The organism is Bacillus sp. Medicinal_06 (assembly GCF_056711665.1).
Genome location: NZ_JBWYHD010000005.1, coordinates 1 through 26518, shown reverse-complemented (window position 1 = coordinate 26518; position 26518 = coordinate 1). Strand labels below are relative to the sequence as shown.

Annotated in this window: 21 protein-coding genes and 5 pseudogenes; 12 read left to right on the top strand and 14 right to left on the bottom strand. The window is 34.4% G+C overall.

Annotated elements, in window-relative coordinates; genetic code table 11:
- Positions 1-33 precede the first annotated feature (33 nt).
- Positions 34-1248: a multidrug efflux MFS transporter gene (locus tag AC1M36_RS13045; RefSeq protein WP_336451986.1), complete on the top strand. Its 1215-nt coding sequence runs from the start codon at positions 34-36 to the stop codon at positions 1246-1248.
- A 69-nt stretch (positions 1249-1317) separates the two neighbouring features.
- Here the strand turns inward: AC1M36_RS13045 and AC1M36_RS13040 are convergent.
- The 3 genes and pseudogenes from AC1M36_RS13040 to AC1M36_RS13030 form a co-directional block, all read right to left on the bottom strand.
- A pseudogene (locus AC1M36_RS13040) lies at positions 1318-1524 on the bottom strand (dioxygenase); the annotation flags it as partial.
- Positions 1525-1850: 326 nt separating this feature from the next.
- Entirely contained in the window at positions 1851-2597 is a 747-nt protein-coding gene (locus tag AC1M36_RS13035) for a MerR family transcriptional regulator (protein WP_479846024.1), read from the bottom strand.
- A 271-nt stretch (positions 2598-2868) separates the two neighbouring features.
- Positions 2869-3573 carry an alpha/beta hydrolase gene (locus AC1M36_RS13030; RefSeq protein ID WP_431612903.1) on the bottom strand — a complete coding sequence of 235 codons (705 nt, stop codon included), beginning with the start codon at positions 3571-3573 and terminating at the stop codon, positions 2869-2871.
- Between the two features lie 648 nt (positions 3574-4221).
- Between AC1M36_RS13030 and AC1M36_RS13025 the strand changes: the two genes are divergently transcribed.
- Together AC1M36_RS13025 and AC1M36_RS13020 are read left to right on the top strand one after the other, a co-directional pair.
- Positions 4222-4842 carry a recombinase family protein gene (locus AC1M36_RS13025; RefSeq protein ID WP_336454346.1) on the top strand — a complete coding sequence of 207 codons (621 nt, stop codon included), beginning with the start codon at positions 4222-4224 and terminating at the stop codon, positions 4840-4842.
- A 98-nt stretch (positions 4843-4940) separates the two neighbouring features.
- Positions 4941-5600, top strand: coding sequence for a protein kinase family protein (locus AC1M36_RS13020; RefSeq protein WP_431613506.1), 660 nt, complete (start codon positions 4941-4943; stop codon positions 5598-5600).
- Positions 5601-5696: 96 nt separating this feature from the next.
- Here AC1M36_RS13020 and AC1M36_RS13015 read toward each other — a convergent pair.
- Together AC1M36_RS13015 and AC1M36_RS13010 are read right to left on the bottom strand one after the other, a co-directional pair.
- Positions 5697-6017, bottom strand: a pseudogene (locus AC1M36_RS13015) (DUF6262 family protein); the annotation flags it as partial.
- Positions 6018-6191: 174 nt separating this feature from the next.
- Entirely contained in the window at positions 6192-6389 is a 198-nt protein-coding gene (locus tag AC1M36_RS13010) for a hypothetical protein (protein WP_479845945.1), read from the bottom strand.
- A 170-nt stretch (positions 6390-6559) separates the two neighbouring features.
- On the opposite strand from AC1M36_RS13010, the gene AC1M36_RS13005 reads away from it, so the two are divergent.
- Entirely contained in the window at positions 6560-7414 is an 855-nt protein-coding gene (locus tag AC1M36_RS13005) for an IS4 family transposase (protein WP_431613504.1), read from the top strand.
- A gap of 375 nt (positions 7415-7789) precedes the next feature.
- Here the strand turns inward: AC1M36_RS13005 and AC1M36_RS13000 are convergent.
- Positions 7790-7999 (bottom strand): annotated as a pseudogene (locus AC1M36_RS13000) (dioxygenase); the annotation flags it as partial.
- Positions 8000-8226: 227 nt separating this feature from the next.
- On the opposite strand from AC1M36_RS13000, the gene AC1M36_RS12995 reads away from it, so the two are divergent.
- From AC1M36_RS12995 to AC1M36_RS12985, 3 genes are all read left to right on the top strand, one after another.
- Entirely contained in the window at positions 8227-9150 is a 924-nt protein-coding gene (locus AC1M36_RS12995) for an alpha/beta hydrolase (protein WP_431613503.1), read from the top strand.
- A 395-nt stretch (positions 9151-9545) separates the two neighbouring features.
- Complete coding sequence (locus tag AC1M36_RS12990; protein ID WP_431613502.1) at positions 9546-10934, top strand: aminotransferase-like domain-containing protein; 1389 nt, start codon at positions 9546-9548, stop codon at positions 10932-10934.
- A 91-nt stretch (positions 10935-11025) separates the two neighbouring features.
- Positions 11026-12132, top strand: coding sequence for a flavin monoamine oxidase family protein (locus AC1M36_RS12985; protein ID WP_479845944.1), 1107 nt, complete (start codon positions 11026-11028; stop codon positions 12130-12132).
- A 365-nt stretch (positions 12133-12497) separates the two neighbouring features.
- On the opposite strand, the pseudogene AC1M36_RS12980 reads toward AC1M36_RS12985, so the two are convergent.
- The 5 genes and pseudogenes from AC1M36_RS12980 to AC1M36_RS12960 form a co-directional block, all read right to left on the bottom strand.
- A pseudogene (locus tag AC1M36_RS12980) lies at positions 12498-13400 on the bottom strand (IS4 family transposase); the annotation flags it as partial.
- 139 nt (positions 13401-13539) lie between these two features.
- Positions 13540-14013, bottom strand: a complete 474-nt coding sequence (locus tag AC1M36_RS12975; protein WP_001245414.1) for a DUF1203 domain-containing protein — start codon at positions 14011-14013, stop codon at positions 13540-13542.
- 264 nt (positions 14014-14277) lie between these two features.
- On the bottom strand, positions 14278-14874 hold the full coding sequence (locus AC1M36_RS12970) for a bifunctional transcriptional activator/DNA repair enzyme AdaA (RefSeq protein WP_000654819.1): 597 nt from the start codon (positions 14872-14874) through the stop codon (positions 14278-14280).
- The gene (locus AC1M36_RS12965; protein WP_479845943.1) at positions 14858-16144 is read right to left on the bottom strand and encodes an APC family permease; all 1287 of its coding nucleotides are present in this window, start codon (positions 16142-16144) and stop codon (positions 14858-14860) included. The genes AC1M36_RS12970 and AC1M36_RS12965 overlap by 17 nt, the downstream gene beginning before the upstream one ends.
- A 902-nt stretch (positions 16145-17046) precedes the next feature.
- Positions 17047-18765: a M4 family metallopeptidase gene (locus AC1M36_RS12960; protein WP_336454353.1), complete on the bottom strand. Its 1719-nt coding sequence runs from the start codon at positions 18763-18765 to the stop codon at positions 17047-17049.
- A 342-nt stretch (positions 18766-19107) separates the two neighbouring features.
- Here AC1M36_RS12960 and AC1M36_RS12955 point away from each other — a divergent pair, with 342 nt between their 5' ends.
- The 3 genes from AC1M36_RS12955 to AC1M36_RS12945 all read left to right on the top strand — a co-directional run bounded on the left by AC1M36_RS12955 (position 19108) and on the right by AC1M36_RS12945 (position 21344).
- Positions 19108-19554 carry a GNAT family N-acetyltransferase gene (locus AC1M36_RS12955; protein ID WP_336454356.1) on the top strand — a complete coding sequence of 149 codons (447 nt, stop codon included), beginning with the start codon at positions 19108-19110 and terminating at the stop codon, positions 19552-19554.
- A 27-nt stretch (positions 19555-19581) separates the two neighbouring features.
- Positions 19582-19926, top strand: a complete 345-nt coding sequence (locus AC1M36_RS12950) for a YunG family protein (protein ID WP_336454354.1) — start codon at positions 19582-19584, stop codon at positions 19924-19926.
- A gap of 92 nt (positions 19927-20018) precedes the next feature.
- Positions 20019-21344, top strand: coding sequence for a bifunctional S-methyl-5'-thioadenosine deaminase/S-adenosylhomocysteine deaminase (locus tag AC1M36_RS12945; protein ID WP_336454355.1), 1326 nt, complete (start codon positions 20019-20021; stop codon positions 21342-21344).
- Positions 21345-21430: 86 nt separating this feature from the next.
- Here the strand turns inward: AC1M36_RS12945 and AC1M36_RS12940 are convergent.
- Positions 21431-22593, bottom strand: a protein-coding gene (locus tag AC1M36_RS12940) for an IS3 family transposase (RefSeq protein ID WP_479845942.1) whose coding sequence is annotated in 2 segments (ribosomal slippage) — positions 21431-22326 and positions 22326-22593 — 1164 coding nt in all. Because the reading frame shifts where the segments join, the coding sequence is not laid out codon by codon here.
- A gap of 227 nt (positions 22594-22820) precedes the next feature.
- Between AC1M36_RS12940 and AC1M36_RS12935 the strand changes: the two genes are divergently transcribed.
- Positions 22821-24449: a peptide ABC transporter substrate-binding protein gene (locus tag AC1M36_RS12935; RefSeq protein WP_336454638.1), complete on the top strand. Its 1629-nt coding sequence runs from the start codon at positions 22821-22823 to the stop codon at positions 24447-24449.
- 165 nt (positions 24450-24614) lie between these two features.
- Positions 24615-24764 (top strand): annotated as a pseudogene (locus AC1M36_RS12930) (response regulator); the annotation flags it as partial.
- 56 nt (positions 24765-24820) lie between these two features.
- Here the strand turns inward: AC1M36_RS12930 and AC1M36_RS12925 are convergent.
- Together AC1M36_RS12925 and AC1M36_RS12920 are read right to left on the bottom strand one after the other, a co-directional pair.
- Complete coding sequence (locus AC1M36_RS12925) at positions 24821-25600, bottom strand: hypothetical protein (protein WP_479845941.1); 780 nt, start codon at positions 25598-25600, stop codon at positions 24821-24823.
- A 12-nt stretch (positions 25601-25612) separates the two neighbouring features.
- Complete coding sequence (locus AC1M36_RS12920; protein ID WP_479845940.1) at positions 25613-26206, bottom strand: hypothetical protein; 594 nt, start codon at positions 26204-26206, stop codon at positions 25613-25615.
- Between the last annotated feature and the right edge of the window lie 312 nt (positions 26207-26518).

Below are 26518 nucleotides of genomic sequence, written 5' to 3'. Positions count from 1 at the left end.
GTAGAATGGGTATCTAAGAAAGAAGGTGTGAAAATGGCCAGCTGGAAAAGGAATTTAATGATTTGTTGGCTTGGTTGTTTTACTACGGCAGCAGGTATGAGCTTAGTGATACCATTCTTATCCTTTTATATTGAAGATCTAGGCGTAACGGGTACATCCGAAATTGCACAGTGGTCGGGAATTGCATTCGGTGTAACTTTTTTAATGGGCGCGATTGTATCGCCAATATGGGGAAAACTTGGTGATATACATGGTCGGAAATTGATGCTTATTCGTGCGAGTCTGGGGATGGCAATGATTATGACACTCATGGGCTTTGTCACAAATGTGTATCAATTAGTCGCACTTCGCTTTTTAATGGGGGCAGTGTCAGGGTTTCTTTCGACTGCAATGACATTTATAGCAGCGGAAACACCGAAAGAACATTCAGGTTGGGCAATTTCTACTATATCAACAGGTGGTGTAAGTGGTTCCTTACTTGGACCAATGCTTGGTGGATACTTATCCGAACTCATTGGAATGCGTCACGTATTTTTAGTTACAGGAGCCTTTTTGTTTCTTTCCTTCATAATCGTCTTTTTCTTCTTGCATGAATCGAATCATTCTGTTCAAGCAAAAAAAGCGCAACCGGAAAAAGTGTGGACGATGGTTCCAGCAAAACATTTTATTATGAGCTTGTTTGTAGCAACTTTTATGATTCAACTTGCAAATATGTCCATACAACCTATTGTTACGTTGTATGTAAAACATTTAGCGGGTCCTCATACGGATCATATTGAAATGATTGCGGGGGCGGTGATATCTGCAACAGGTTTAGCCGTCATTTTAGCAGCTCCTAAACTAGGAAGATTATCGGATCATATTGGTCCTCAAAAAACTTTAGTTGTAGCATTGTTCTTTGCAGGAATTCTTTTTATCCCACAAGCATTTGTGACAGCTGCTTGGCAATTATTAATACTGCGTTTTCTATTAGGGATTGCACAAGCTGGATTGTTACCTTCTGTACAAACTCTATTAAAACAACATACACCACATCATGTAACTGGATGTATCTTTGGCTATAATCAATCCTTTCAGTTTTTAGGAAATATGATTGGACCAGTACTCGGAGGACAGATTGCGGCACATGCCGGGTTTCAATATGTATTCTTTTCTACATCCTCGCTTCTATTTATAGCCTGCATTTGGGTATATTTTCATAGTAAAGGTACAGTGGTGTCAGAAAAAGAGCATTTGGAAGTTAGTTAATGAGGTTAATTATATAGGGGTAAAAAGGATGAAGCGCACGGTACTTCATCCTTTTTTGTTTTAAAACGGTTAAAATTGTAAGCAAAGATAACTTAATGTTCCAAGTTCATAGCTACGGTGAATGACTTTTCCTTCAGCATTACTGCTCCCCATAGTGATGAAAAGGGGGACAAAGTGTTCTGCTCTCGGAACGGCTAAATATGCGTGAGGAGCAGCGGTTTCCCAGTTGAACAATGAATCTTTATCGTTATTTTGCATATGATTTATAATCCAGTCATATATTCTTCCTTCTATTCACATCTTATTTTATAGAATAAAGATTTAGATTCGCTATTATATGTCATAAATTGACGATGGATTATATTAAAATAAAGTATTATGTAAAGCGATAATATAGTTATTGAATTTTGTTATGAAATACATAAGAGCCTTGCATATTTTATTGTAGCAAGGCTCTTTAAAGTTGTTTAATTTCTTGTATAATCACTGATTAGGAACTCATGGGTGTAACGATTAAATTGTTTAAAAATTCAATCTTTATACCGCGATCGCGTCCTTTTATGAAGAAGGGAATATTTTAATTTATTTACTCGTTATCATCATTATTGTTGACTTGACAAATAGTTAGATGCCACTTTGTTTAGAAAATAAGTGTAACCTACTTGCCATTGTTCAAACATGTTTCTGTGAAAGTCGTCTACAATAAATAGCTCAGTTTGATTTAAGAAATCGTGTGATGTAGATGGATGACCATCTTTTTCTAAAAAGGATAGATGTTTTTTCACCCGTTCGAAAACCTTTGGGTCGTTTGCGGAGACACCTTCTTGTAAGAATTTAATCATATCTTCATTAAATGATTTTGCTTCAATGGCGGAATCATTCATTGATTCTACATCAATAGTTTGATTCGTCAAATCAAAATCATATTCTTTTTTCAAATGTTCGCTTTGACCCTTTAATGCTTCTTGCCATTCTCCTTCAGTTTTAAAACCCCTAAACATTGATGCCATATCTAAATCGACTCCTTCTTTAGTATTTTTGATGGAGAAATTGATCGTATCAATTAGTTCTTTAAATTGATTGATCTTTTGCTCTAGTAAATCCCTTTGCTTAATCAACGTATTCTCTCTGTCGATATTACCATCTAATAATTGTTTAATTTCCTTAAGAGGAAAATCCAGCGCTTTGTAAAAAAGAATATGCTGTAGTCGTTCTAAATCCTTTTTTCCGTATAAACGATATCCAGCTTCTGTCGTTTGCTCTGGAATCAAAAGACCTATCTTGTGATAATGGTGTAACGTCTTTACTGTTGTATGGGATAGTTTTGCAACTTCATTAACGGTATACAGCTCTATTTCCTCCTTTCCATGCTCTTTATACTAAAGTATCCTCTAAGGTAAGAGTCAACACTAAAAAAGGCTATATGTTTTGGTAGATCATATAGCCTTTTTAATCAAGTTTTCTTGCCTTGATTCTTAAAAAATATGGTCGTTTAATGGAATAAGATGATTTGCGTTTTTAAACATCTTTATTGTAAATTAGATGCTGCCATATATTGTCCTCTGGAATTTTCAGGTGCATACTTACTTACAAAACTATGTATAACCGAATTGTAATTTGTTAATCGATATGTTTGTGTAACCACTGTTCAAACATCTTTAACTGTTCTTCAGTATGAAAGTAATGTTCACCTGTTTCCATGACTTCTAATTCACAACGATGTTTTTTTGTAAAATAGTTAATAGTTTCAAATTCGCACAGTTCATCCTTGGCTCCATACATAATATATGTATCTGTATTCCATGTATTAATAGGATGTTCTTTTACATAGCATAAATAATCCCAATATAACTTTTGACCAATAGGTGTCTCTATAGTCATTTCTTTTTGCAAAAGCTCTGGTGTTACATTAAACCATTTCATCATATTTTCGATAATTCGTTCCATATTAACTACTGGTGATAAAAATAATGCCTTTTCTAACACATCATTTTGATAGGCTAAAAGGCTAAAATAAGCTCCCATACTACATGCAAACACGCTTACTTCTTTCCAATGTTCTTTTGCGTAATTCATAATTATAGATAATTCACTAACACAAAACTGTACTTTGCAAGGAGTATTATCATTTTTTCTTTCTCCATGCTCAGGTAAATCAAAGCTTAATACTTGATAACCTTTTTGATTGGCTTCTTCAGCTAATATTTGAATAACTGCATCTTCCTTATTTGACATATTTCCATGTACTGCAATAAAAATTTTTTCACTCTTATCTCCCCATAAAACCGTGGGAATATTACTAATTTTAAAATTATCTTTAAGCATATTTCCTCCATAGAATAAGACATATAGGACTTGGCAAAAAAACGCACACACTTTATAATCCTCTACTCAGTTTTAAACAAATCAAACTATTCCTAATTTATCACAAATGAATTATAATATCTCTCTACCTCTGTATAACAGAGTCTACTTTGTATTTAAAATCTTTCTTTTTTTCCATTTCTTCAGAAGCTACAAGTTCTTATTTTGATTCCTTATTGAGCTAATCTACTCCGTTAGTGGAAGAAGGATTTTTAAACAATTATATTATTTTTTAAATGACTTTATTGTAAATTAAACAACTTTATTATCTCTGCACACTTGCTTTATACGTAAACTGGTGCTACACCTTTTAGGCCTCACTATATCAAAAAAAGAAAATTGAACGTTATGTTACAATTTGGACACATTTTAAGGTGTTTGCTGTACGTTAAGGCAATTTTCCCGGTAAATAAGGGTTATTTGGTACTGGAATATTTCTTTTGCCAATAGGAAAAGTAAACAACAGTTTATAAAGGTATACCTTTACAGATACATAGGAAACTATAAAAAATCACGTCTATAAATATCCGTTTCTTATTTTACAGACATCTGTTTATTTTATATACCTTTACAGACATAATTGCTATAATTATCAATGAGGTGTAGCATATGAAATATAAAAAATTTGGATATGTGCGAGTTTCGAGTAAAGATCAAAACAAAGAACGGAAAATTCAGAATATGAAGAATTTAGGGATAGAAGAACGGGATATTTTCATAGATAAAGAATCTGGAAAAAATATGGAGCGAGAGAATTATCAAATGCTAAAACGTCTTGTTCGTACAGGAGATACCATTGTGTTTGATTCCTTGACAAGACTTGGAAGAAATATGAATGATACATTAGAAGAATTTAAATATTACGAAAAACATAAAGTAAATTTACAATTTATAAAGGAACCATACATTAACGTCAATTACACTGGAGAAAGTACAAATGATGTTATTCAGAGCGCAATTCAAAAAGCAACACTGACAATATTATCTGCCTTTGCAGAAAAAGAGCGAATTGATATTAAACAACGTCAAGCTGAAGGAATTGCTCTTGCCAGAAAACAAGGTAGGCGTTTAGGACGTCCGCCTGTTGAAATAACAGAAGAATTTACGGATGCTTACAAGGAATGGAAATCTGGTTCAATTACAGCAGTAGGAGCCATGAAAAAGTATGGCATTAAACGTTCTTCTTTTTATAAGCTTGCTAAACAGTATGAGGAAAGAATGAAAGAATAGAGAGACAAAATTTTAATTTGTTAAGATAGTAATTGAGGTAGCACCAACATTCTTTAAAATGTGGGTGGGCCCCTTTTAGCAAAACCGGAGTGGAAACGATGAGTATAAATAGTTTTGTGGGATTGATAAAGAACGAATTATTAAAAGAGGTAAGCATAAGAAGTGAGGATGAGTTCGAGCCTGTAGTAGTTAAAGATATTCCTAGACTTTGGAAGTGTTTAGGGACAGGTAATTATGCCGCAGTATTTATGCACAAAGAATACAAAGATTGGGTAGTGAAAGTTTACGCGCGAGAAGGAGAAGGAATTGAAAAAGAGTCAGAAGTATACCGAAGAATCGGAAATCATCCTTCTTATTCGAAGCTTATATATAAAGGAGAAAATTTCATAGTATTGAAACGTTTAAAAGAAATTACCTTATACGATGCTATTCATAAGGGGATTAAAATTCCTAAGCAGGTAATCCTTGATATCAATGAAGCTTTAGAGTATGCAAGGGAACAAGGATTAACTCCTTGTGATGTTCATGGGAAAAATGTGATGATGGAAAACGGAAGGGGATATGTAGTCGATGTATCTGATTTCCTAAAAACAAAAGAAGATAGTAAGTGGAGAGACCTAGAAAAGGCATATTTTACATTTTACTTGCCTTTCATTTATAAATTGCCTTTCCCTGTTAAAATACCGTATTTCATGTTAAACATTGTTAGACGTTCATATAGAAAATATAAGAAGCTTAAAAAGAAATTCAAATTGTAAAAGGACCACATACTTATCTTTAGGTTAGATAAGTGAACCACTAGTAAACAAAAGGACCGTACATTTTAGATATGTCTAATATGTACGGTCCTAATTTTATAACTTCATGAAGTAATCAGTAAGCTTTTCATTTTCTTTTTCACGCAATTGCTTATTTTCTTCTTCAAGCTCTTTATTCTTTTTCTCTAACTTTTCAATTCTTCTTTTAAGAGAAGCGATGACGGCATTTTGATTGTTCTCGTCCCGTTTAATCCTAGAGTCCACAAATGCTTTTTCTTGTTGATTTCGCAAGAAATTGATGTGTTCTTTGAGCTCTGTATGGTTATACAGTGTGGCTTTACTCACTCCGGCTTCTTCTGCCACACTATTGAAGTTAATTGCTTTAGAGCTCTTGGTTAGACGTTTTATAGCTTCCTCAGCTGCTCTTCACGGTCGAAATTTGCTTAGCATATGTTTTCGTTAAAATGTGGGTGGGACCCCATGCCTATCAAGCTAACAAAACAAAATCCCCCTTAAAATGAAAAAATATATAACAGGAAGCATAACTTTGCATAAAATGCAGGTTTATGCTTCCTCTAAGTTAACATTAACTCACTTATTAGTATAACTCTTAGGTTCTTTAAAAAAGTTAGATGCAATGCAACAAACCATTCCAGTAATTAGAATACCATTTTTTACCACTTCACTTGTATGCTCAAATAAATTAATTCTAAGCATTACAAGTCCCCAAAACACTTGAATCGCTCCAAAACCTAATAATATTTTTCCTGTTCGAGAAAATTTTCTCATAGTCTTCCACCTTCCTTATATATGTAAATTTTATCATAAAAACCAAAAAATGAATGATTACAAAATAAACTCTCTGCAAATTTATGGGTTATTGGTATGCAATTTTATGAGTTAAGTCACAAAATACGCTATTCTTTCTGTAGAATCATAGGAAAGGATGGCGTTTTTGTATGTCTATTTCTGTATCTGATGAATTACAACTATTTGCTCAAGAAATTCAAAGCTTTTTATCCCCCAATATCTTACGAGATCTTGCTAGGGATGTTGGTTTTGTGCAAAGAACCAGTAAGTACCAAGCAAAAGATTTAGTCGCTTTATGTGTATGGATGAACCAAAATATCGCTACGACGTCTTTAACTCAGTTATCTAGCTGTTTAGAAGCATCAACAGAAGTACTCATCAGTCCTGAAGGACTGAATCAACGATTTAATCAAGCAGCCGTCCAATTTTTACAACACATACTAGCTGAACTACTAAACCAAAAACTGGCCTCATCTATGCCGATTTCTTCTCCATTTACTTCTGTTTTCAAGCGTATCCGTATTTTAGATTCAACTGCATTTCAACTCCCAGATCTCTTTTCATCCGTTTATCCGGGTGCAGGAGGATGCAGTCATACAGCGGGGATGAAGATTCAGCTTGAGTATGATTTATTAAGTGGACAATTCCTTCATATTCATCATTGTAAAAAGATCAAACGAGAACGATTGGAGTGCCATTTGTATGGGCAACTGATTGCAATTCTACTCTGTTCTTCTATCATGTTTCAAATGCAGCAATTGCTTCTTATGAAAAAGAAACGAGAACTGAGTGAATATAAGGCCATATATATGATTAAAGATTACTTTCTTCTTCTTTTCCAAGCTATACAAAAAGACACCCAAGAGCTATCAAAGATTCTAATTCGCCTGTTCAACCTCCTACAGCAAAACGGGAGAAAATCTCATCGATATGAGAAGAAAACAGTCTTTGATATATTAGGTGTCTTTTACAATTGTACCATGTTGGATAATCAAGCGGCTTAAATCAAAAAAATGAAACCCGTTAGGGTTTATTTCGTATGCAAATCTTTAAATTCCCTACACGTAGCTTTTAGAAAAAAGAAACAACCTCTACTATAATTAACGTTGTATGGGCTTAGCTTGATAGCAATGTGGTGCTACCCCGTATACAAATTTTATAAGAAAGTTCGATCAACAGTTTTTATAAACCTTGCAACAACAATGTTTTCTTGAAAAATCTTCCTATAAAACGGTTAAACTTTTTTTAAATCATCGTAACTTTTTTATAAACGGTGCAACTTTCTTCAAACCGGTACGACTTTATTTCAAATCAACATGTACACATTTTATCGTGAGCGTCCTATTTATGTACATAAAAGTTTACGGAGATATATCCGTTTCGGGAGGGAATCCGCCGAAATCATAAATTGTTTCATATTCATTATCTGAAGATGAGATAGTTAATACTTCATTTTCCCAGTGAGCTGTAAAAATAACAATTGCTTTTGGTTTATATGTTTCTCCAAGGGTTTTAAGGAAACGTGTATAATCTGTATCTTGAATAGCAAGCATGGATGAGCCGTGTGCTAAAAATAATGACGGTATCATAATTGCTACCTCCTAAAATCATATAGTTACTTTATGTAAGTAACTATATGATTTTATTTTTATATTCGTCAAGGCAGTAGGTTAAGGATTTGTTTAGAAAATACAGTGTTTGTCATAACGAAAACAATTGCATATAATACATAGTAAGAAGAATGAATAGTGATTCATTTCTAGAGATATAGATTATTATTGTTCTTAATAGATTATATAGATTGGGGGCCGTCAAAATGAACATACAGGAAAGCTTTGTTACGGTATTGGATGGATCAGAAATTTACTTACGCAAGTGGCTGCCGGAAAGTGAACCTCGTGGAATTGTACAGATTGCACATGGCATGACAGAACATGCTGGTGTATATACAGAATACATTGATGCCTTATTGAAAGCTGGGTATGGTGTGTATGCTCATGATCATCGGGGGCATGGGAAAACAGCAAAACAAGAAGCGGATTACGGTCATTTCGAACCAAATGTTGGCTGGAATCAGGCTGTTACTGACATAGTCTTTGTATCGGAATTGATTCGTAATGAACATACTTGCCCGCTCTTTTTATTAGGGCACAGTATGGGCTCTTTCTTATCAAGACGTGCTGTGCAACTTCGTGGTGAACTATATGATGGATTCCTTATTTCTGGGACGGGTGGAAATCCTGGACTTTTAGGTGTAATAGGCCATAAAGTGGCAACAATTGAAATGAAGCTTCGCGGTGCAAAAACAAAAAGCCCAATGTTGAACTTTTTATCATTTGGGAATTTTAATTCGAACTTTAAACCCAATCGGACAAAGTTTGATTGGCTTTCTTCAGATACAAGTCAAGTTGATAGATACATAGAAGATCCGTTATGTGGTTTTATTTGTTCAACAAGTTTTTACCGTGAATTATTTAACGGTGTGCTTGAAGTGAATAAACTAGAGGAATATGAGAAAACGCCGAAAGACCTTCCGATACATATTTTTTCTGGAGATCGTGATCCAGTAGGTGACATGGGAAAAGGTGTAAAAGAAGTATATAATATGTATAAAAATTGTGGTGTGAAAGATGTAACACTTCGTCTATATGAAAATGGAAGGCACGAAATGTTCCATGAAGTAAATAGGGATGAAGTATTCCAAGATTTGATTTCGTGGTTAGATGAACATATTATATAAAAAGAAACCTCACTTATATATTTATCAAGACCTAAATTATAAAAAATCATATAAAAAAGGAATGCCACATATTATACACAACTAATATGTGGCATTCCTTTTACTTATTAGTTTAGTTACATAAGGTGTTGGTTTTGAATAAAGTTTGATTAAAAAGTAGTTTATAACATTGATGTTTCATTAAAAAAATTTTTTTAGACCATAGAAAAAAGTATTAGACTATTAAAAAATAGTTGTAGACTGAAAAAGGGTACAGCCGAGATACGTGTAAAAATAGGTCTTGGTATTCATAAATTCTAAGTAAGTTTGATTAAACTTTATTCAAAATCAATAACAAAAGTTATAATTGGTAAAAAAGGCACAATCATATAATTGTGTGAAAAAGGATGTTTATGATGCCGATTAATTCTTTTGAAAACTATCCGATGAGTTGGAAGCCAGCATTTGATAAAAATAAAAAGCCTATTTATAAGGCACTCGCAAGGCAATTGGAACAGGATATATTAAACGGAGTTTTATTACCTGGAACAAAACTTCCTCCACAGCGAGAACTGGCTGATTATTTGGATTTAAATCTGAGTACCATTTCAAAGGCTTTTAAAGTCTGCGAGTTAAAGGGATTGTTAAGTGCATCAGTTGGAAGTGGTACATTTGTATCGTATGATGCGTTATCGAATGCGTATTTACTTGAAGATACAAAGCCGAAGCATTTAATTGAAATGGGAGCAACACTACCAGATAATGCTTCTTATGAGCCACTGCTAATCCAACTAAAAAGTATGCTACAAGAGACAGATTATGATAAGTGGTTCGGTTATGGTCGTGCAGGTGAAAGCCTTTGGCAAAAGGATGCTGCTATAAAGCTAATCCGAAAAAGTGGATTTGAAACAACATTTGATCACATTTTATTTGCCAATGGGGGTCAAAATGCGATTGCTGCTACACTGGCAAGCCTCTGTAAGCCTGGAGATCGCATTGGTGTTGACAGTCATACATACCCTGGCTTAAAAACTGTTGCAGCAATGCTTAGTGTACAAATAGTACCCATAAAATCAGAGAACTATGAAATGAGTCCAATGTCTTTTGAAGATGCCTGTAAAAATGATAATATTAAAGGCATTTATTTGATCCCAGATTATCATAATCCGACAGCTTCCTTTATGTCTGTTGAGAATCGAAAAATGATTGCAGCAATAGCCGAAAAATATAACCAGTTCATTATTGAGGATGCATCGTACCATCTTCTCAACAAGAAACCTCTCCCAGCAGTCGCATCATTTGCACCTGAACAGGTTATCTATATTGCAAGTTTATCTAAAACATTAGCCCCAGGGTTACGACTAGCCTATTTAGCAGTGCCGAGTCAATTCAAAGAATCCATTTCAAAGGCACTTTATAATATAAATATAACCGTTTCACCGTTATTAGCAGAACTGACAGCACGTACGATTGTATCGAATCAATTTGAAGTCATAATTGAGGGTCATCTTGAACAAACCATTCGCAGAAACCAAGTCGTAAATCGTCATTTGGCAGACTATATGTGTCTAGGTGCTGAAACAGGCATCTTTCGTTGGTTATTGTTACCAGGCAAAATTACAGGTGCTGAATTTGAAACGTTAGCTGCAAAGCAAGGAGTACAAGTGTATGCTGCTGAACGTTTTGTAGTTGGAAATAGTTCTCCAGAAAGAGCTGTAAGATTATCTGTCTGTGCACCGAAAACGCTTGAAGAGCTTGAGCAAGGATTAATGATCCTTAAAGGTTTACTAAACGAGTTTTCTTAATATTGTTCGCCATACAATTTTAATATTGTATGGTTTTTTTGTTCGTGTTATGCTGATTCAAACTAAAACACAGTCAGAAGGGGGATAAAATATGAACAATCCTGTAATCGTTGTTGGTGCGGGGTTAAGTGGCCTACGAGCTGCATCATTACTTACTGAGCAAGGCATTAAATGTAAGGTTATAGAGGCTAGAGATAGGATTGGTGGTAGGGTTTTGAGTACTTCTGATCCAAACAGACCTGACCTAGGCAAATTTGATCTTGGCCCGACGTGGTTTTGGCCACAGTATGAGAGCCATATTGCTAACCTTGTTAAAGAACTAAACTTAGAAACTTTCGAACAATATAAGAAAGGCGAAATACTTTTAGAACGATTCCAAATCAAGCCACCAGAGCGCTGTATTCTGAAAGAAAATTCTGACGAAAAATGGGTCCGATTGATTGGAGGGGTACAGTCTCTTATCGATGCTCTAGCAGAGACTATTCCTTCAGAAATAGTTGATCTAGAAACGCGAGTTAAGAAAATTCAGTTGAATGAAGCTGGTGATATCACGGTTGAAGCAGAGCTTTCTGATGGAAAGAGAAAAAAAATTCATGCAGATGCTGTAATTTTGGCATTGCCACCCCGTCTTGTGGCGCATCACATAGAATTTTCGCCTTCCCTCCCCCAAAATCTTATTTCTGACATTGTAAAAAAACCGACGTGGATGGCGGGACAGGCCAAGGTAGTTGCAGTCTATGATCGTCCCTTTTGGAGAGAATTAGGACTTTCTGGATATGTATTGAGTGCAGTTGGTCCTTTAGAAGAAATTTATGATGCCTCTCCTAATAAAGGCTCTGGTGCATTATTTGGTTTTTTCGGAATGCCTCCAGAAGCACGTAAAAAAATGGGGCAAGATAAAATTTTAAAATTGGTAATTGATCAGTTAATTAAGCTCTTTGGAAGTGAAGCTAAAAACGTAAAGGCTATTCTTTATAAAGATTGGTCTAGTGATGCTGAAACGGCTGTTGAGGAAGATTTCAGTCCTCTTAAAAACTATCAAAGCTATGGTCAACCACCTGTAGGAGGTGTATGGGAAAAGAAAATTATTTTTGCTGGTACAGAGACAAATTCACAACATAGTGGACATCTTGAAGGTGCACTTCAGTCAGCTGAACGGGCATTTTTTGAAATTATTAATTTAAATAATGAGATTTAATGATACCATCCTTTCAATACAATAAATTTGATAAAACATAAGTCGTATCTGGGGTACAGCCAACGTATTAACATAAAACCCACGCTAAGGGAAAGAAAGCTTGATATAAAAGGGTTTCTAGCGTAACAAAATCGTTCATTTTAGTTACAATCCTTAGCGTACAAAAATCAAGGTTTCCAATTCTAAAAAATGTCTTAACATGGGTTTTATGTCATTTGGTTGGCGGGACCCCATCGCTATCAAGCTAAGATTATACAATGTCAAGTATAGTAGTGATTATTTCTTTTTTCTAAAAGCCAGGCTTAGAGAATTTAAAGGTTTGCATGCGAAATAAACCCTATCGGGTTTCATTTTTTGAATTAGGCCGCTTGATCTTGCAATCGTTTTTGTTGTTGTTCATCTGTAAGTCGATGAACAATCACACGAGTTGGTACTTTATCAGTCATTCCTACATAAGCAGCGGATATTTCATAGGTTTGTCCTGGTTGGAGAGAGTTCATTAATACCTCCATATCTATCTGTATATACTCTGTACCTTTCTTGATTCTTCCATCCTGAAAATAATCAGGTGTGAGATTTTTTTGATAAATACGTGTATTGGATTTAATACGAGAGATATAGTAAGCCTTTTTATCTTGTATATGTTGAAGATCTTTTAAATGAAAATACCCTAAATCACGGATACATAAATCATTTGGTGCTACAGTTGGAACACACAGAGAACCATAGGTTCGATCATGTTGTTTCCCTGGACCTGTATGGATATGTAGGAATTGTCCGCTTAATAGGTCATATTCAAGTTGAATTTTCATCCCAGCAGTATGGCTACATCCTCCAGCCCCAGGATAAATGGTTGAAAATATATCTGGAAGCTGAAATGCAGTGGAATCTAAAATGCGAATACGCTTGAAAACAGAGGTGTATGGAGAAGAAAGTGGTATAGATGAAGTTAATTTTTTATTTAGAAGGTTAGTCAATATATGTTGTAAAAACTGAACGGCTGATTTATTAAACCTTTGATTCAGTCCTTCCGGACTGATGAGTACTTCTGTGGATGCTTCTAAACAGCTAGATAACTGAGCTAAAGAGGTTGTAGCGATATTTTGACTCATCCATATACATAAAGCGACTAAATCTTTTGCTTGGTATTTACTGGTTCGTTGTACGAAACCAACATCTCTAGCAAGATCCCGTAAGGTATTTGGAGATAAAAAACTTTGAATCTCTTGAGCAGATAGTTGTAATTCATCAGATACAGAAATAGACATACAAAAACGCCATCCTTTCCTATGATTCTACAAAAAGAATAGCGTATTTTTTCATTTTAGGGGGGATTTTGTTGAATTAGCTTGATAGCGATTGGTGGTACCCCTTATAGGATAATAGAAGTTTGCATTTTCAATTTTTTCACACTCTATTAACAAGGCAGTTATAGCATCCTGGTTTAGCGTTAAGAATGTGAATATATTCTACTTCTTTATTATCAAAAATTTCATCTATATTTTCTCTTAAATTTACACCTTCTGTAACCCTTGCTTCTACAATCATTGAGTCAGCATTGTAGCCGCGTACAGATAGATACCTATGATGTAACATATGCGGAATTTCATTTACATCTAGCTTAGCAGTAGTTGCTCCCTTTCGTATAAATATAGGACCACTTGCTTTATAAGGCGAATTAACACTATGATATTGGTAATTCAGTAAAATTACCTCTTCTCCTACCTCTGCATCCTTCAAACTTATCCTGCAAGGATATCCAGGATTTTTATTTGCTATTATTTTGACTGCCCCGATACTTTTTAATACTTCTTCATTCATTAGAAATAGGTTATTAAACTCCTTCTCTTGTAACGCAACGATTTGAAAGTTATTTCTCATATTCTATCCCTCCTTAATTAGTTGTTATAAAGCATTTCACTAATGATGCTACCACTAAAGTTCATAAAACTTGTTCAATAATCCTGCCCGTTTGTTGAGGATTGAATTAAAAAGCTTACAATTCTATAACAGAGAAAAAATGGCTTATTATTGTTCAATACAAAGTTGTTTACTTTTAATCAATCAGTAATGATTTATCGAAAAATACGATGAGTACAAAGCACTCTTGTTAATTCATGCTATCTTTTGTTAAAGAACGTGAATTCAGTCAAGTTCTTGGTTTACGGTATTTCCACTATGGAAAGCACGGAATTGACTCGGTGAAAATCCTGTATTTCTTTTAAATGCATTATAAAAGCTAGATACACTTTGATAGCCTGTTTGATAACCAATCTCTGTACTATTAAAGACCGTTGTCAAGAGAAGTTCCTTTGCTTTCTTAACTCTGATCCTTTCTAAATATATTCGAGGAGTATACCCTGTTCTTTCTTTGAAAATCCGATTTAAATGAAAACGACTAACTCCTACCCTTGATGCAATTTCATTTAAAGACATGTTTTGAACATAATTATTTTTTATCAATCGCATAGTATCTTCCAAAACGCATTCGAACGGGTCGTATATTTTTATATTTAGATCTGATCGGCATCTTTTGCATGGGCGATAGCCTGCCCTTTGAGCTTCGTGCGCATTTGAAAAAAAGGATACATTTTCATAATTAGGAACCTTAGACTTGCAAGAAGGCCGGCAGAAAATTCCAGTTGTCTTGACTGCGTAAAAGAATATCCCGTCATACGCTGAATCACATGATACTGTTGCTTTCCACATGGTATCTCTGGAAAGGTTATTTTGATCCTTCATTAGATTTTAATCCTCCCTTGTAGGCGAAAATCTTATTACTCAAAATCATATAAATCGTATATATAGCCACGACAATTAACGGAACAAATATATACAATTGAAAAAATGGAATCACCAGCAAACATAAAATGAAAGAGAGTAACGATGCCCAACATGCCGGTGTGTTCTTCCTAAATAATTTAACGCCTGCTGCCATTGAAAGAACATAAACTAGAATTCCAAGAGAAGTCGGTATAAACAAAATATCATCAAACGTTAGTGACAAAGCTTTTGTCACTAACACACCTGCTACCGAAAAACAGATAACAAATAATACCATCTGTCTTGGAATTTGAGTAGTTGCATGCAGCCTTGAGAAAAATTTTGGGAAAGCACCATCTCTGCTTAATGAATATCCTAATTGCGTTAGGCTGGCTACAAAAGCATTCGCTGTCCCTGTACAAATAATTAAAGCTAAAACAGCTGTAACGACTTTGGCACCTCCGCCTACTGTATCTCCCATTATAACACCAATAGGAGACAGGTTGCTTTCTTGACTGCCATACGTGGCCGTTCCAATAGTGACAAGGCTTAGCGCTAAAAATAATAATCCAATGACAACTGCACTAATAACTGCTCCTTTGACAATATCTTTTTCTGGCCTTTTAAAGTGCTCAGCCAGATTACAAATCGCCTCCCAACCGAAAAATGACCAAAAGATAACCGTTATAGCGTTCCCGACAGAAAACCATCCATTTGGAACAAAGGGAGTAAAATTTCCCCATTGTATTCTTGGAAACGCCACAAATACAGCTGACGCTAAAAGAATTAGTAATAAGGAACTTAAAATCAATGCAACTTTACCACTAACATTTACGCCGTAATAATTGGAAACACCTGCAATTACCAAAATAAAGACGGCAATTAAAATTGTTTCAAAATGTGAAAATCCAAATGCCTGACTGACGTAAAAAGCACCAGTTAAAGATACAATCGTTTGACCAACTGCTGCTGTTACAAAGTAAAACCACCCAACGATATTGCCAAGATGATATCCAAAAGAATTTCTAACAAAGGTTGCTGCTCCACCGGAATCAGGATATATCCGTGCCAAACTAGCAAAGGAATAAGCAAGCGGAAAACTAATTATAATAACGATAAACCAGGATACAATAGATGCAGGGCCCGCTATTGAGGCCGTTACCCCCGATAAAAAAAGGACACCTGATCCTAGAATAGCTGAAATGTATAACGCAATTCCTTGAAATAATCCAATGGCTTTATTGTTCATGATCTCCCCCCTTTTATAGGATTTAGTGTACTAGTAAGGGGGGGGGAATTCTTCTTGTTTTTTGCGGTTTAATTCGTTTAATAAAACAATCAAAAGCATTTTTATTATATTTCTTCTTCAACAATCTGGCCCGATTGTTGAAGAAAGTAGCCTGTTCCAATAAAGAACTTTATTGTTCAGTAAACAACTTGTCATGAAACCATAAAACGAACCGAAATTTTTCTTAAGAGTAGAAAATTCGGCTCGCTTTATGTTGGAATTTGCTTAGCGTATATTTTCGTTAAAATGTGGGCGGGATCCCATGCCCATCAACTTAAAATTTTAAGGTATCCCCAAAACGAAAAAATGAGCTTTTTTATTACAAATTAGCACAAAATCTTGTTCTGGGGGTAGTTGCATTTTCTTAGCTTGATAGCGATGTGGCGGAACCCCTATCTGGACTATTGGGGATGAAAATGATGAAAACTATGCAAATTACGTGCAAGGGAGAAATAGTGGGTTGTAATCATTTGTTATCAAGCTAACGGGTGAATTTATGTGGATTTGAAATAAAGTTATGATGTTTTAAAAAGAGATGCGATGCTTTATTCCTTCAATCCAAAAATTCCAAGTAAGTTTGATTAAACATTTTTATAAAATGAAAACTTAAATCTGTTTGATAGAAAACCATTTTGATCATTCTTTTTTCAAAATGGTTTCTTTTTGATTCCCACTAAAAAAGGATTTGCAAGCTACTTTTGATTAAACTTTATTCAAAAGCAACATTTGATTAATATGTTTTTATGAAAAGTCAACAACCTTATGAAGTGCACCCCAATTGTTAGCTCTTTATTTTTTCTAGAATGAAACTCGTTAGAGCAAGTGATTCAATGAATGTGTTATTAAAAATCAAAATATTATAATTAATCAATTAAAGCTGCTTTAAAGGCTTGTTGAACAGCTTGAACTTCAGCGGAGTTTGCACCATATAAATTCGTCGCAACACGGATGCAAGCAGATTTTAATTCTTTAAAATCAGATGACATATTTAATTCATCTGTATTTGCATAATAGAAGATATCAAACATCTTATCTTCACCAATGCCTCGAACTGTTACGTTGTTATGAGTGCCGCCATTTGCAATTAAGTAAGCTACTTTATTAATAATACTAGAGTTAATATGCACGCCGCCATAATCACCATCACTAGTTAGAGGGAGGTTTTTATAGTCTTTAAAATCATCTGGATATGCTCCAAAGCCAGTAGAAAGGGAAGAGGGGTTTGCCATATCCCTAAATATGTCTCCTGATTGCTCGCCTACTGTCCAGTTAAATGCTCCATTATTCGCATATTTCTCAACAGCTACACCAAAGATATCTGATAAAGCTTCATTAATAGCGCCTGATTGTCCTTCATATTTCAACTTGGACTCACTCGCAGTAACAGAGTGGGTAAATTCATGCCCTGCAACATCGTATGCTTTTACAAGAGGGTCACCATACACAAGCATGCTACTTGTACTCGAATTAGAACTTAAGGCATTAAACCATTGTTTAGGATCATTTGTTTCTGTAGAATCCCATGCGTGTACAACAGAAACAACTTTTTTACCAAGATTGTCAAAGCTATTGCGTTTATATTTATCTTTATAAAAGTCATATACTTTTGTTGCTAAATAGTGTGCACTAACTGCTTTAGAGTCATTAAATGTTGTAGAATTACTTGTCACTAGATTACCAGGATATGCCCAATCTTGTGTTGTAATATCTTTATAATTGACATCATATGTTTCAATGCCTTTTCCACGTGAGTAATCCGCTAATGCATACTTTCCATTACTTTGTTGTGAAATCCCAAAAGTGCGGGTAATTCCAGAATCATCCGTACCTCTTCCTGTTAGTGAAGTAAGAGTCTTTTTCTTGTCGTTTTGTAAAACTTGAACTAATTTTTTATCTACTTTTAAATTGGATTCTTGTACCATATCTTTTAAAATTTCACCATTAAAAGCATCTATTAAGTATGTTCCAGATACATACTGTGGTGTGGCAGCGCTAAATGTTACCTGATAAGCAGTTGTTGCTATTTTTGTATTCTCATCTACATAAATTACTAATTTACTTTCAGCTTCATCAATAAATGTGATATCGTTTCCATATTTTTTGTATATATACTGTTTTGCATCATCATTTGATAGTTTAACAGGATTTTTTAAATTCTCTTGTTGTTGTAAGTTTTGAGCGCTATCTCCTGAGATACTTTTGATTACACCCTTTTTATCAACATGTGCTGTAAGCTGATAACCGTATACTTCGCGGCCTTCATAAGTTTGCTGTATACGTACTAATGTCGTGCCGTCATAAGAGGGACGTTTTTGGGTAACCTTAAAGTCTACTTTTTCTTCTTTGTTTACTTGTTTAGGAGATAAGGCTTGTTTTGTTTTTACTTTTAATGCATCTTTTACTACATGCTCTGGAGCTTTTTGAGAAGGAAGAGTTAAGTCTCCTGCTCGGTAAGTGTCATCTTCCATATTGACTTGTAATTGATCATTTGTTTGTGCATTTGCTAAACTGTATGGAGCGAATATAGATAAAGCAAGACCAGTAGAAATACTAATTGAAGTAATTTTCTTCTTTTTATTCATATTATCTCTCCTCTTTTTGTTTTGAAAATTTTAATTTAACAGAATTGTAATACAGAATAATGTCGAATAAAAGAGAAAAAGCGCATTTAATGTGATGATATGCATAATTGCATAGCGGTATAGTTGGATATGGGGAATCTGGTATTACAAATTAACTAACATTGAAAAATCTCAACAATTTAATTTCGGTGATAGTTTTTTGTGTTGATTTTCTATGCACTTGGAGAGAATGAAACATAAAAGTAAGTGATGTATTCATTTCAAAAGGAAAAATTGTACTTTAGATGAATAATTGTAATGTAGTAGTTTAAATAATTTATATAGGAGAAGAGGGAGATAGTGTTGATAGTGAGAGAAGCGTTATTAAACGAAGCAAATGAACTAAGTCATATAGCACTAACATCAAAGGCAACTTGGGATTACAGCGAAGAATTTATACGAGCATGCAAGGAAGATTTAACAATTACAGAAGAGTATGTGAAAAATAACTACGTATATATTTTAGAAGATGAAGGAGTGAAAATTGGTTTTTTCGCATTTTTACGTAAAGATGAGGGTACCCTTGATTTTTTATACTTACATCCTGCTTATAAGGGAAAAGGCTATGGAAAAGTGTTATGGAAAGGCGTTGTAGAAAAAGCAGCTGAATTAGGAATGAAGAGTTTTACAATTGATAGCGATCCTAATGCAAAAGGTTATTATATGAAAATGGGAGCAAAATTAATCGGAGAGACACCTTCAACAGTTTTTGCAGGGCGAGTTTTGCCACTTTTACAATATGATGTATAAAACTGATTATACATAGGAGATGCTGAGATGGAAGGTTTAAAAATTGAACAGATACAAAAGATTTTACTGAAATCCTGGTCACTTGATACAAGCTCCAAATGGACGATAGAAAATCCAGCAAAAGGGCAATGTGGTGTAACAGCACTTGTTGTACATGATTTCCTTGGAGGAGAAATAAAGAAGACGCAAGTTGGCGAAGGCTGGCACTTTTATAATGTTATAAATGGAAAGCGATATGATTTTACAGCAACACAATTTTTTGAAGAGATAGCTTATATGGATATTACTTCTAATAGAGAAGAAGCATTTGCAGACACAAATGACAGGCAATATGATGCTTTAAAACAGAAAGTGCATATCTTTATGCAATAGAATTTGTCTGAAGTGAAATATCTTTTGACTCTTAATGTTTAATAAGTTACTATAATGGTGGTAACTTATTAAAGGGAATGTACTTCATAGAGTTGAGAGGGGAAATACTTTTGAAAACAGCTTATGTAAGCGCTACGATTGCAACATTAAATGAACAGAATGAAGTGTTACAAAACGGATATATCATTGTAGAAGATGATAAGATTATAGAAGTGAAAAATGGTGAATTTTCTAGTGAGGCTCAAGTAGATGAAGTAATAAATCTGAAAGGAAAATGGCTATTGCCAGGACTTGTGAATACACATACACATGTTGTGATGAGTCTTTTACGCGGAATTGGCGATGATATGTTACTGCAGCCTTGGCTTGAAACAAGAATTTGGCCGCTGGAAAGCCAATTTACTCCAGAACTTGCCGTTGCGAGTACAGAACTTGGTTTATTAGAAATGGTAAAAAGCGGGACGACAACATTCTCTGATATGTTTAATCCAATTGGTGTGGATCAAGATGCGATTATGGAAACAGTTCGTAAGAGCGGAATGCGTGCAGCAATTTCAAGAACTTTATTCAGTTTTGGAACAAAAGAGGATGAAAAGAAGGCAATTCAAGATGCAGAGAAATATGTAAAACGATATTACAGTGAAGATGGCATGCTAACAACGATGGTTGCTCCTCATAGTCCATACACATGCTCTACAGAAATGTTGGAAGAGTGTGCACGCATTGCAGTGGAAAATCAGACAATGGTCCACATTCATCTTTCAGAAACAGAGCGTGAAGTACGGGATATTGAAGTGCAATATGGAAAACGTCCAGTAGAGTATGTAGCAAGCTGTGGCTTATTTAAGAGACCAACAGTTATTGCGCATGGGGTTGTGTTAAATGAAAATGAGCGTGCTTTCTTAGCGGAACATGATGTTCGTGTGGCTCATAATCCAAATAGCAACTTAAAATTAGGATCGGGTATAGCGGATGTCAAGTCGATGTTGGAAGCGGGAATTAATGTTGGCATTGCAACAGATAGCGTTGCATCTAACAATAATTTAGATATGTTTGAAGAACTTCGCATTGCAACCTTATTACAAAAAGGAATTCATAAAGATGCAACAGCATTACCAGTTGAAACAGCTCTTTCACTTGCAACAAGAAGAGCTGCAGAAGTTATTGGAATGAAACAAACTGGTTCCATTGAAGTAGGGAAATGTGCTGACTTTATTACAATTGATCCATCAAATAAGCCGCATCTACAGCCAGCAGAAGAAGTGTTATCACACCTTGTGTATGCAGCAAGTGGAAAAGATGTATCGGATGTTGTCATTAACGGGAAGCATATTGTATGGAATGGTGAATGTAAAACATTAGATGAAGAGCGCATTATTTTTGAAGCGAGTCGTTATAAGCGAGGACTGAAGATGTAATTGAAATAGAGAAATTGATAAAGAACGCTATCCTTTTTAATGAAATAGATGGTCTGACCCCATTTGGTGAGACAAAGAAAAAACACCTAGACAACATGTTTCCTATAAGCTATAGGTGACATATTATCTAATTTTCTCTGAATCCGTTCATTATTATAGTAGTGGATGTATTCCTCCACAGTTTGTATTATACTAGCATTATTCGATTGTTTTATATTTTGCGCATAGAATCCTTCGGATTTCAAATGAGAATGAAAGGATTCTATGAGGGCATTATCATGGCAGTTTCCTGTACGAGACATGCTTGTGATAATGCCTTTTTCTTTGGCATATGTTTGAAATTGTTTTGATGTATACACTTTTCCTTGATCGGAATGTAAAATCGTATCAATCACATTTCGCTTTCTTAAAGCCTCTTTTAGAGTATCTAATACAAGAGAAACATCCTGTGTTTCACCTATTTTATAACTTACAATTTCATTGTTAAACCCATCTATAATAGATGAAAAATAAAGAGTCTTATTGCCGAACATCAAATACGTGATATCAGTGAACCATTTTTCATTAGGCTTGGTAGCTTTAAATCTCCGTTGTATTCTATTTTTAGCTACCACTGGTTCATGACCGAGCACAAATATCTTTTTCTTTTTTCTAACCCGAGATAATACGTTATATTTTCTCATGATACGTAATACTTTTTTATGATTCATTACGATGTTAAATTGATCACGTAGACAAGCTGTAACCCGACGATATCCATACCGATATTTATGATGTTGACATATTTCTATTACGGTTTTTTCTTCATGATTAGTTACTGTTTTCTCCTGCGTTTTCCAACGATAATAAGTAGCACGTGAAATATTAAATATGGAACACAGTTCTGCAATTGTAAAAATTGATTGCCATTCCTTTATCATTTTCATTATTTTTTCTTTTCCTCCCACCTCCTTAAGATTTCTTGGCACTTTTCCAGCAATATAATCTTTGCCTTTAAATAACGTATTTCTAATTCTTTTTGTTCAAGTTCTGTTAACTTTTTTAAGCCTTTTCCATGTGCAGATTGTCTCCCAATAGATTGTTCAAACCGATAGGTTTCGCCTTCACGATACCATTTCATCCAAGTTTTAATTTGAGCCACATGTTTAATTCCTAAGGCATCCATAATTTCTTTATTTTTGAATCCTTGGTGTTTCATTTCAACTACTTTCCACTTTATTTCGGCAGGATAATGCGTCTTTTTCCCCATACGAAAAACACCTCCATTAAAATCATAACTGATACTTACGATTTAGAGAGGTGTTTTTTATCGTCTCATTCTCAGGGTTCACTCCAAATAGAAGAGGAGGGCGTTTTTTTTTATGAATTTTATGTGAAACAAATAAATATTCAATAGAATATCACGACTTTATACTGGTCTTTCTGCTATAATGTATAGCGTTTTATAATATTATTTGAATTTAAGGAGAAAAATTCATGAAGCAACATGAGAAACGCTCAATTGCATTTATACTTACAATTGTGTTACTGTTAACTGCTTGCAGTAGTAAAGCTATAAAAACAAATGAAGCAGTGAAAAAACAAGTATTAAACGTAACGGTATCAGAAGAAATTCCTTCCCTTGACACAGTGAAAACAATGGATGGTACATCATCACATGTGATGCAAAATATATTTGAAGGATTATATGTTCTAGATCATCAAGATAAACCTATTTCAGGTGTGGCAAAGTCATTTGAGAGAAGTGAAGATGGAAAAAGATATATATTCCATTTACGTAAAGATGCAAAATGGTCAAATGGAGAAGCTGTAACGGCACATGATTTTGTCTACGCCTGGAAACGTACTTTAAATCCGGAAACTGCCTCGCAGTATGCATATATGCTCTTTTATTTAAAGAATGCAAAGGGAATAAATGAAGGGAATATTCCTATTGAACAAATAGGGGCAAACGCAAAAGATGATTATACATTAGAGGTACAATTAGAACAGCCGGTTCCTTATTTTTTACATTTATTAGCATTGCCTATTTATTTACCACAGAACGAAGCCTTTGTTACAAAGCAAGGAAAAAATTATGGGCTAGAACCTAAATATGCTATATATAATGGACCATTTGCATTAGAAACATGGAAGCACGAACAAGAATTTCAATTGAAGAAAAACAATACATATTGGGATAAAGGGAAAGTAAAGCTAGATGAAATAAATTTTCATATTGTAAAAGATACGATGACAGCTGTTAATTTGTATGAATCTGGAAGTCTTGACCGAGTGCCGATAAATTCTACGTTTGTAGATCGATATAAAGATAATAAAGAATTACATATGGCAAACGAGCCTGCAGTAGCCATGCTTCGTTTTAATGAAAGAAATTCTTTTCTAGAAAATAAAAAAATTCGGAAATCTATTTCTTTAGCACTAAATAAAGAGGAATTTGTAAATCATTTCATGAACAATGGTGCAATGCCTGCACAAGGTCTTATACCAATAGGATACAAGAATGAAACAGATGGAAAAGATTTTCGGAAGGAAAATGGAGATATTGCTGTACAGGATTTACAAAAGGCAAAAAAACTTTGGGAAGATGCAAAAAAAGAACTAAGTACAGAAAGTGTCACACTTGAATTTTTAACATTTGAACAAGACAATGCAAAGCGTATAGCGGAATATATAAAAGGAGAACTCGAAAAGAATTTAGCAGGTATAACAGTGCGGATTAAACAGCAACCATTTAAACAAAAATTGCAAATTGAACAAACAGGACAATATGATATTTCTATGGTAGTATGGGGTCCAGATTATAAAGATCCGATAAGTTACTTAGAATTATTTACAACTGATAACCCAAACAATAAGATGAACTACTCAAATTCTAATTATGATGATCTTATACAGAAAGCAAAAGATGATATGGTACTAGACCAACAGAAAAGATGGGAAGTTTTACAACAAGCAGAGCGTCTATTGTTAGAAGATGCTGCGGTTGCCCCTCTTTATCATACTGGTTCGGCATATATACAAAAAGAGTATGTAAAAGGCATTGAAAAGCATCAATTTGGTGGGGTATATACGTATAAAAATGCTTATTTAAGTGAGAGATAGATGAGATAAAAAGCTAGGGCGTATGTGTCTTAGCTTTTTTGCTATTAGTTTAGAGATAATACAAGTTATGGAGAATAAATGGTGTATTTCAAAGTTCTAATCCTATAGCTATGTTAATATAAAGTGGTGGAGTATATTTCAAATAAACATTAAAGAGGATGAACTATGAATCAACAATCTATATTAATCGTAGATGACGATAGAGATATTGTTCAATTAATTAACGTACATTTGAAACAAGAAGGGTTTAAAGTTTTAAGAACTTATAACGGAATAGAGGCATTAGAGGTATTAGATACGAATGACATTCAGCTATGTTAGAAATAACATAGCTAACATTTGGGGTGCAGTCAAAAAGCCGAGAAATGATCTCAGCTTTTAGGTTCATCAATTAATCTAATCATGTTGTATACTTTCCTATCTGCAGGATTCTTTGTGTCCGTATCGAAGAAATATCCCACTAAGTAAACTAAAAAATATGAAAACAAACCGATACCTTCGCTCCCTTTATCTACATACCATTCCCATTTACCATTAAATTTTTTAATCTTAGCTCGCATTGATGTCGATCCAGATGCATCTAACATAATATTTTCATTTTCCTTAAAACCTAACTTTTCAACATGTAGCTTTAGCCTTTCAACTGTTACAAAAGATTGTGTAATGATTAAATAAGCATAGACAGTACCGTTTTCTTCTTTATATGCTAGTATGGTTCTTCTGAGAGGAGTTTGAGAATAATCTTTTTTGCTCCCTCTAAAATGGTTTATGTCATATCCTTTCCCACCAATTGCATTTATGACCTCTTGATGCGGTGCAAATTGTTTGAACACATCGTCCAAGCTCGCAGCTGGGATAATTGTTGCTTTAGTCCGCTTTTCATTTTTATCGTAATAAGTAACGAAAGTTGATCGAGAAGCGATAGTGTTCGGAAATCTTTCAGGGTTGCTCGTACTGTTAAAATTACTTACCTCAGTTGATCCATCTGTTACCATAGCAGGATTGTAATAAGAAATTGATCTAGGTTCCACTGTCCCATTACTCTGATCATTGAATCCGCCATTTATACCGATATAGTTCGTTGCACTTACAGGTTTCTTAATAACTTCAGTGCGAATATTGTCGATAGGAGTTTTAATTATAGAAAACACAACTTCCTCTTTTCAAATTTTTGTGGTTCTAATCGCTTCAAAATCATATAATAGGTTTTTAGTAAACCTTTTTGGAGCTTCCCATCTACCGTTAGCTTTTTTGTCGAGCATTTTAAAACTTTTTAAAATATCTGTTATTTGCTTGGTCATCGTTGCAATCATCCTGCGTTCGCCTTCAGTTGCTTCCGGAAACATCTCTTCATAACGGTCGTAATGTTGAAGTGCATAATCCACACTCACTGAGTAGGCTTTCCCATTATTAGTTCCAATAAGAAAATCTTCCCCACCCTCTTTTTCTAGATTTTCATCGCCCACATGAATCGTAAAAAGAAAGATATTATTATATCTTTCATCGTCATAGGTTCTATGAAGCTTAACCCTAAAGGCTACATTGGTTTTATCCCTTACTTCAACATTGTATTTATCTCTCCAAGACTCTGGAAGTGTCAGTGAAAATCCTAAATCATTATTCTCATACTTTATTCCAGGCTCTTGCATCGATTTTTCAGAGGATTGTATAACTGCATGAACTGTAGAAAGAGGAACAACACAAGAAGTAATCATTACAAGGATTAATAATAAATAGTTAAATTTTCTTTTTAACATTTTACATTCCCTCCATAGACAAAGTCTTGAAGCTCAGACTTTCAATGTTATAACATTCATTTTATTCTGCATCAATTCCTCGTATTTCCTTATTTTTTGGTGTTGCTTTAAAATAATGTTTAATCAAAAACACCTCACAAACCCATATTTTACGGTAAATGAGAAGAATCCATTTTGAAAAAAGATGATATGCTCCCCCTTAAGTAGACAGATAAAAAATAAAAATCTGTTTATCTAAGAGGGCGTTTTTATGTCACGAATAAAATATTCTAAAGCTGAAAAATTAGCTATTTTAGCTCTTTATAAAGATGG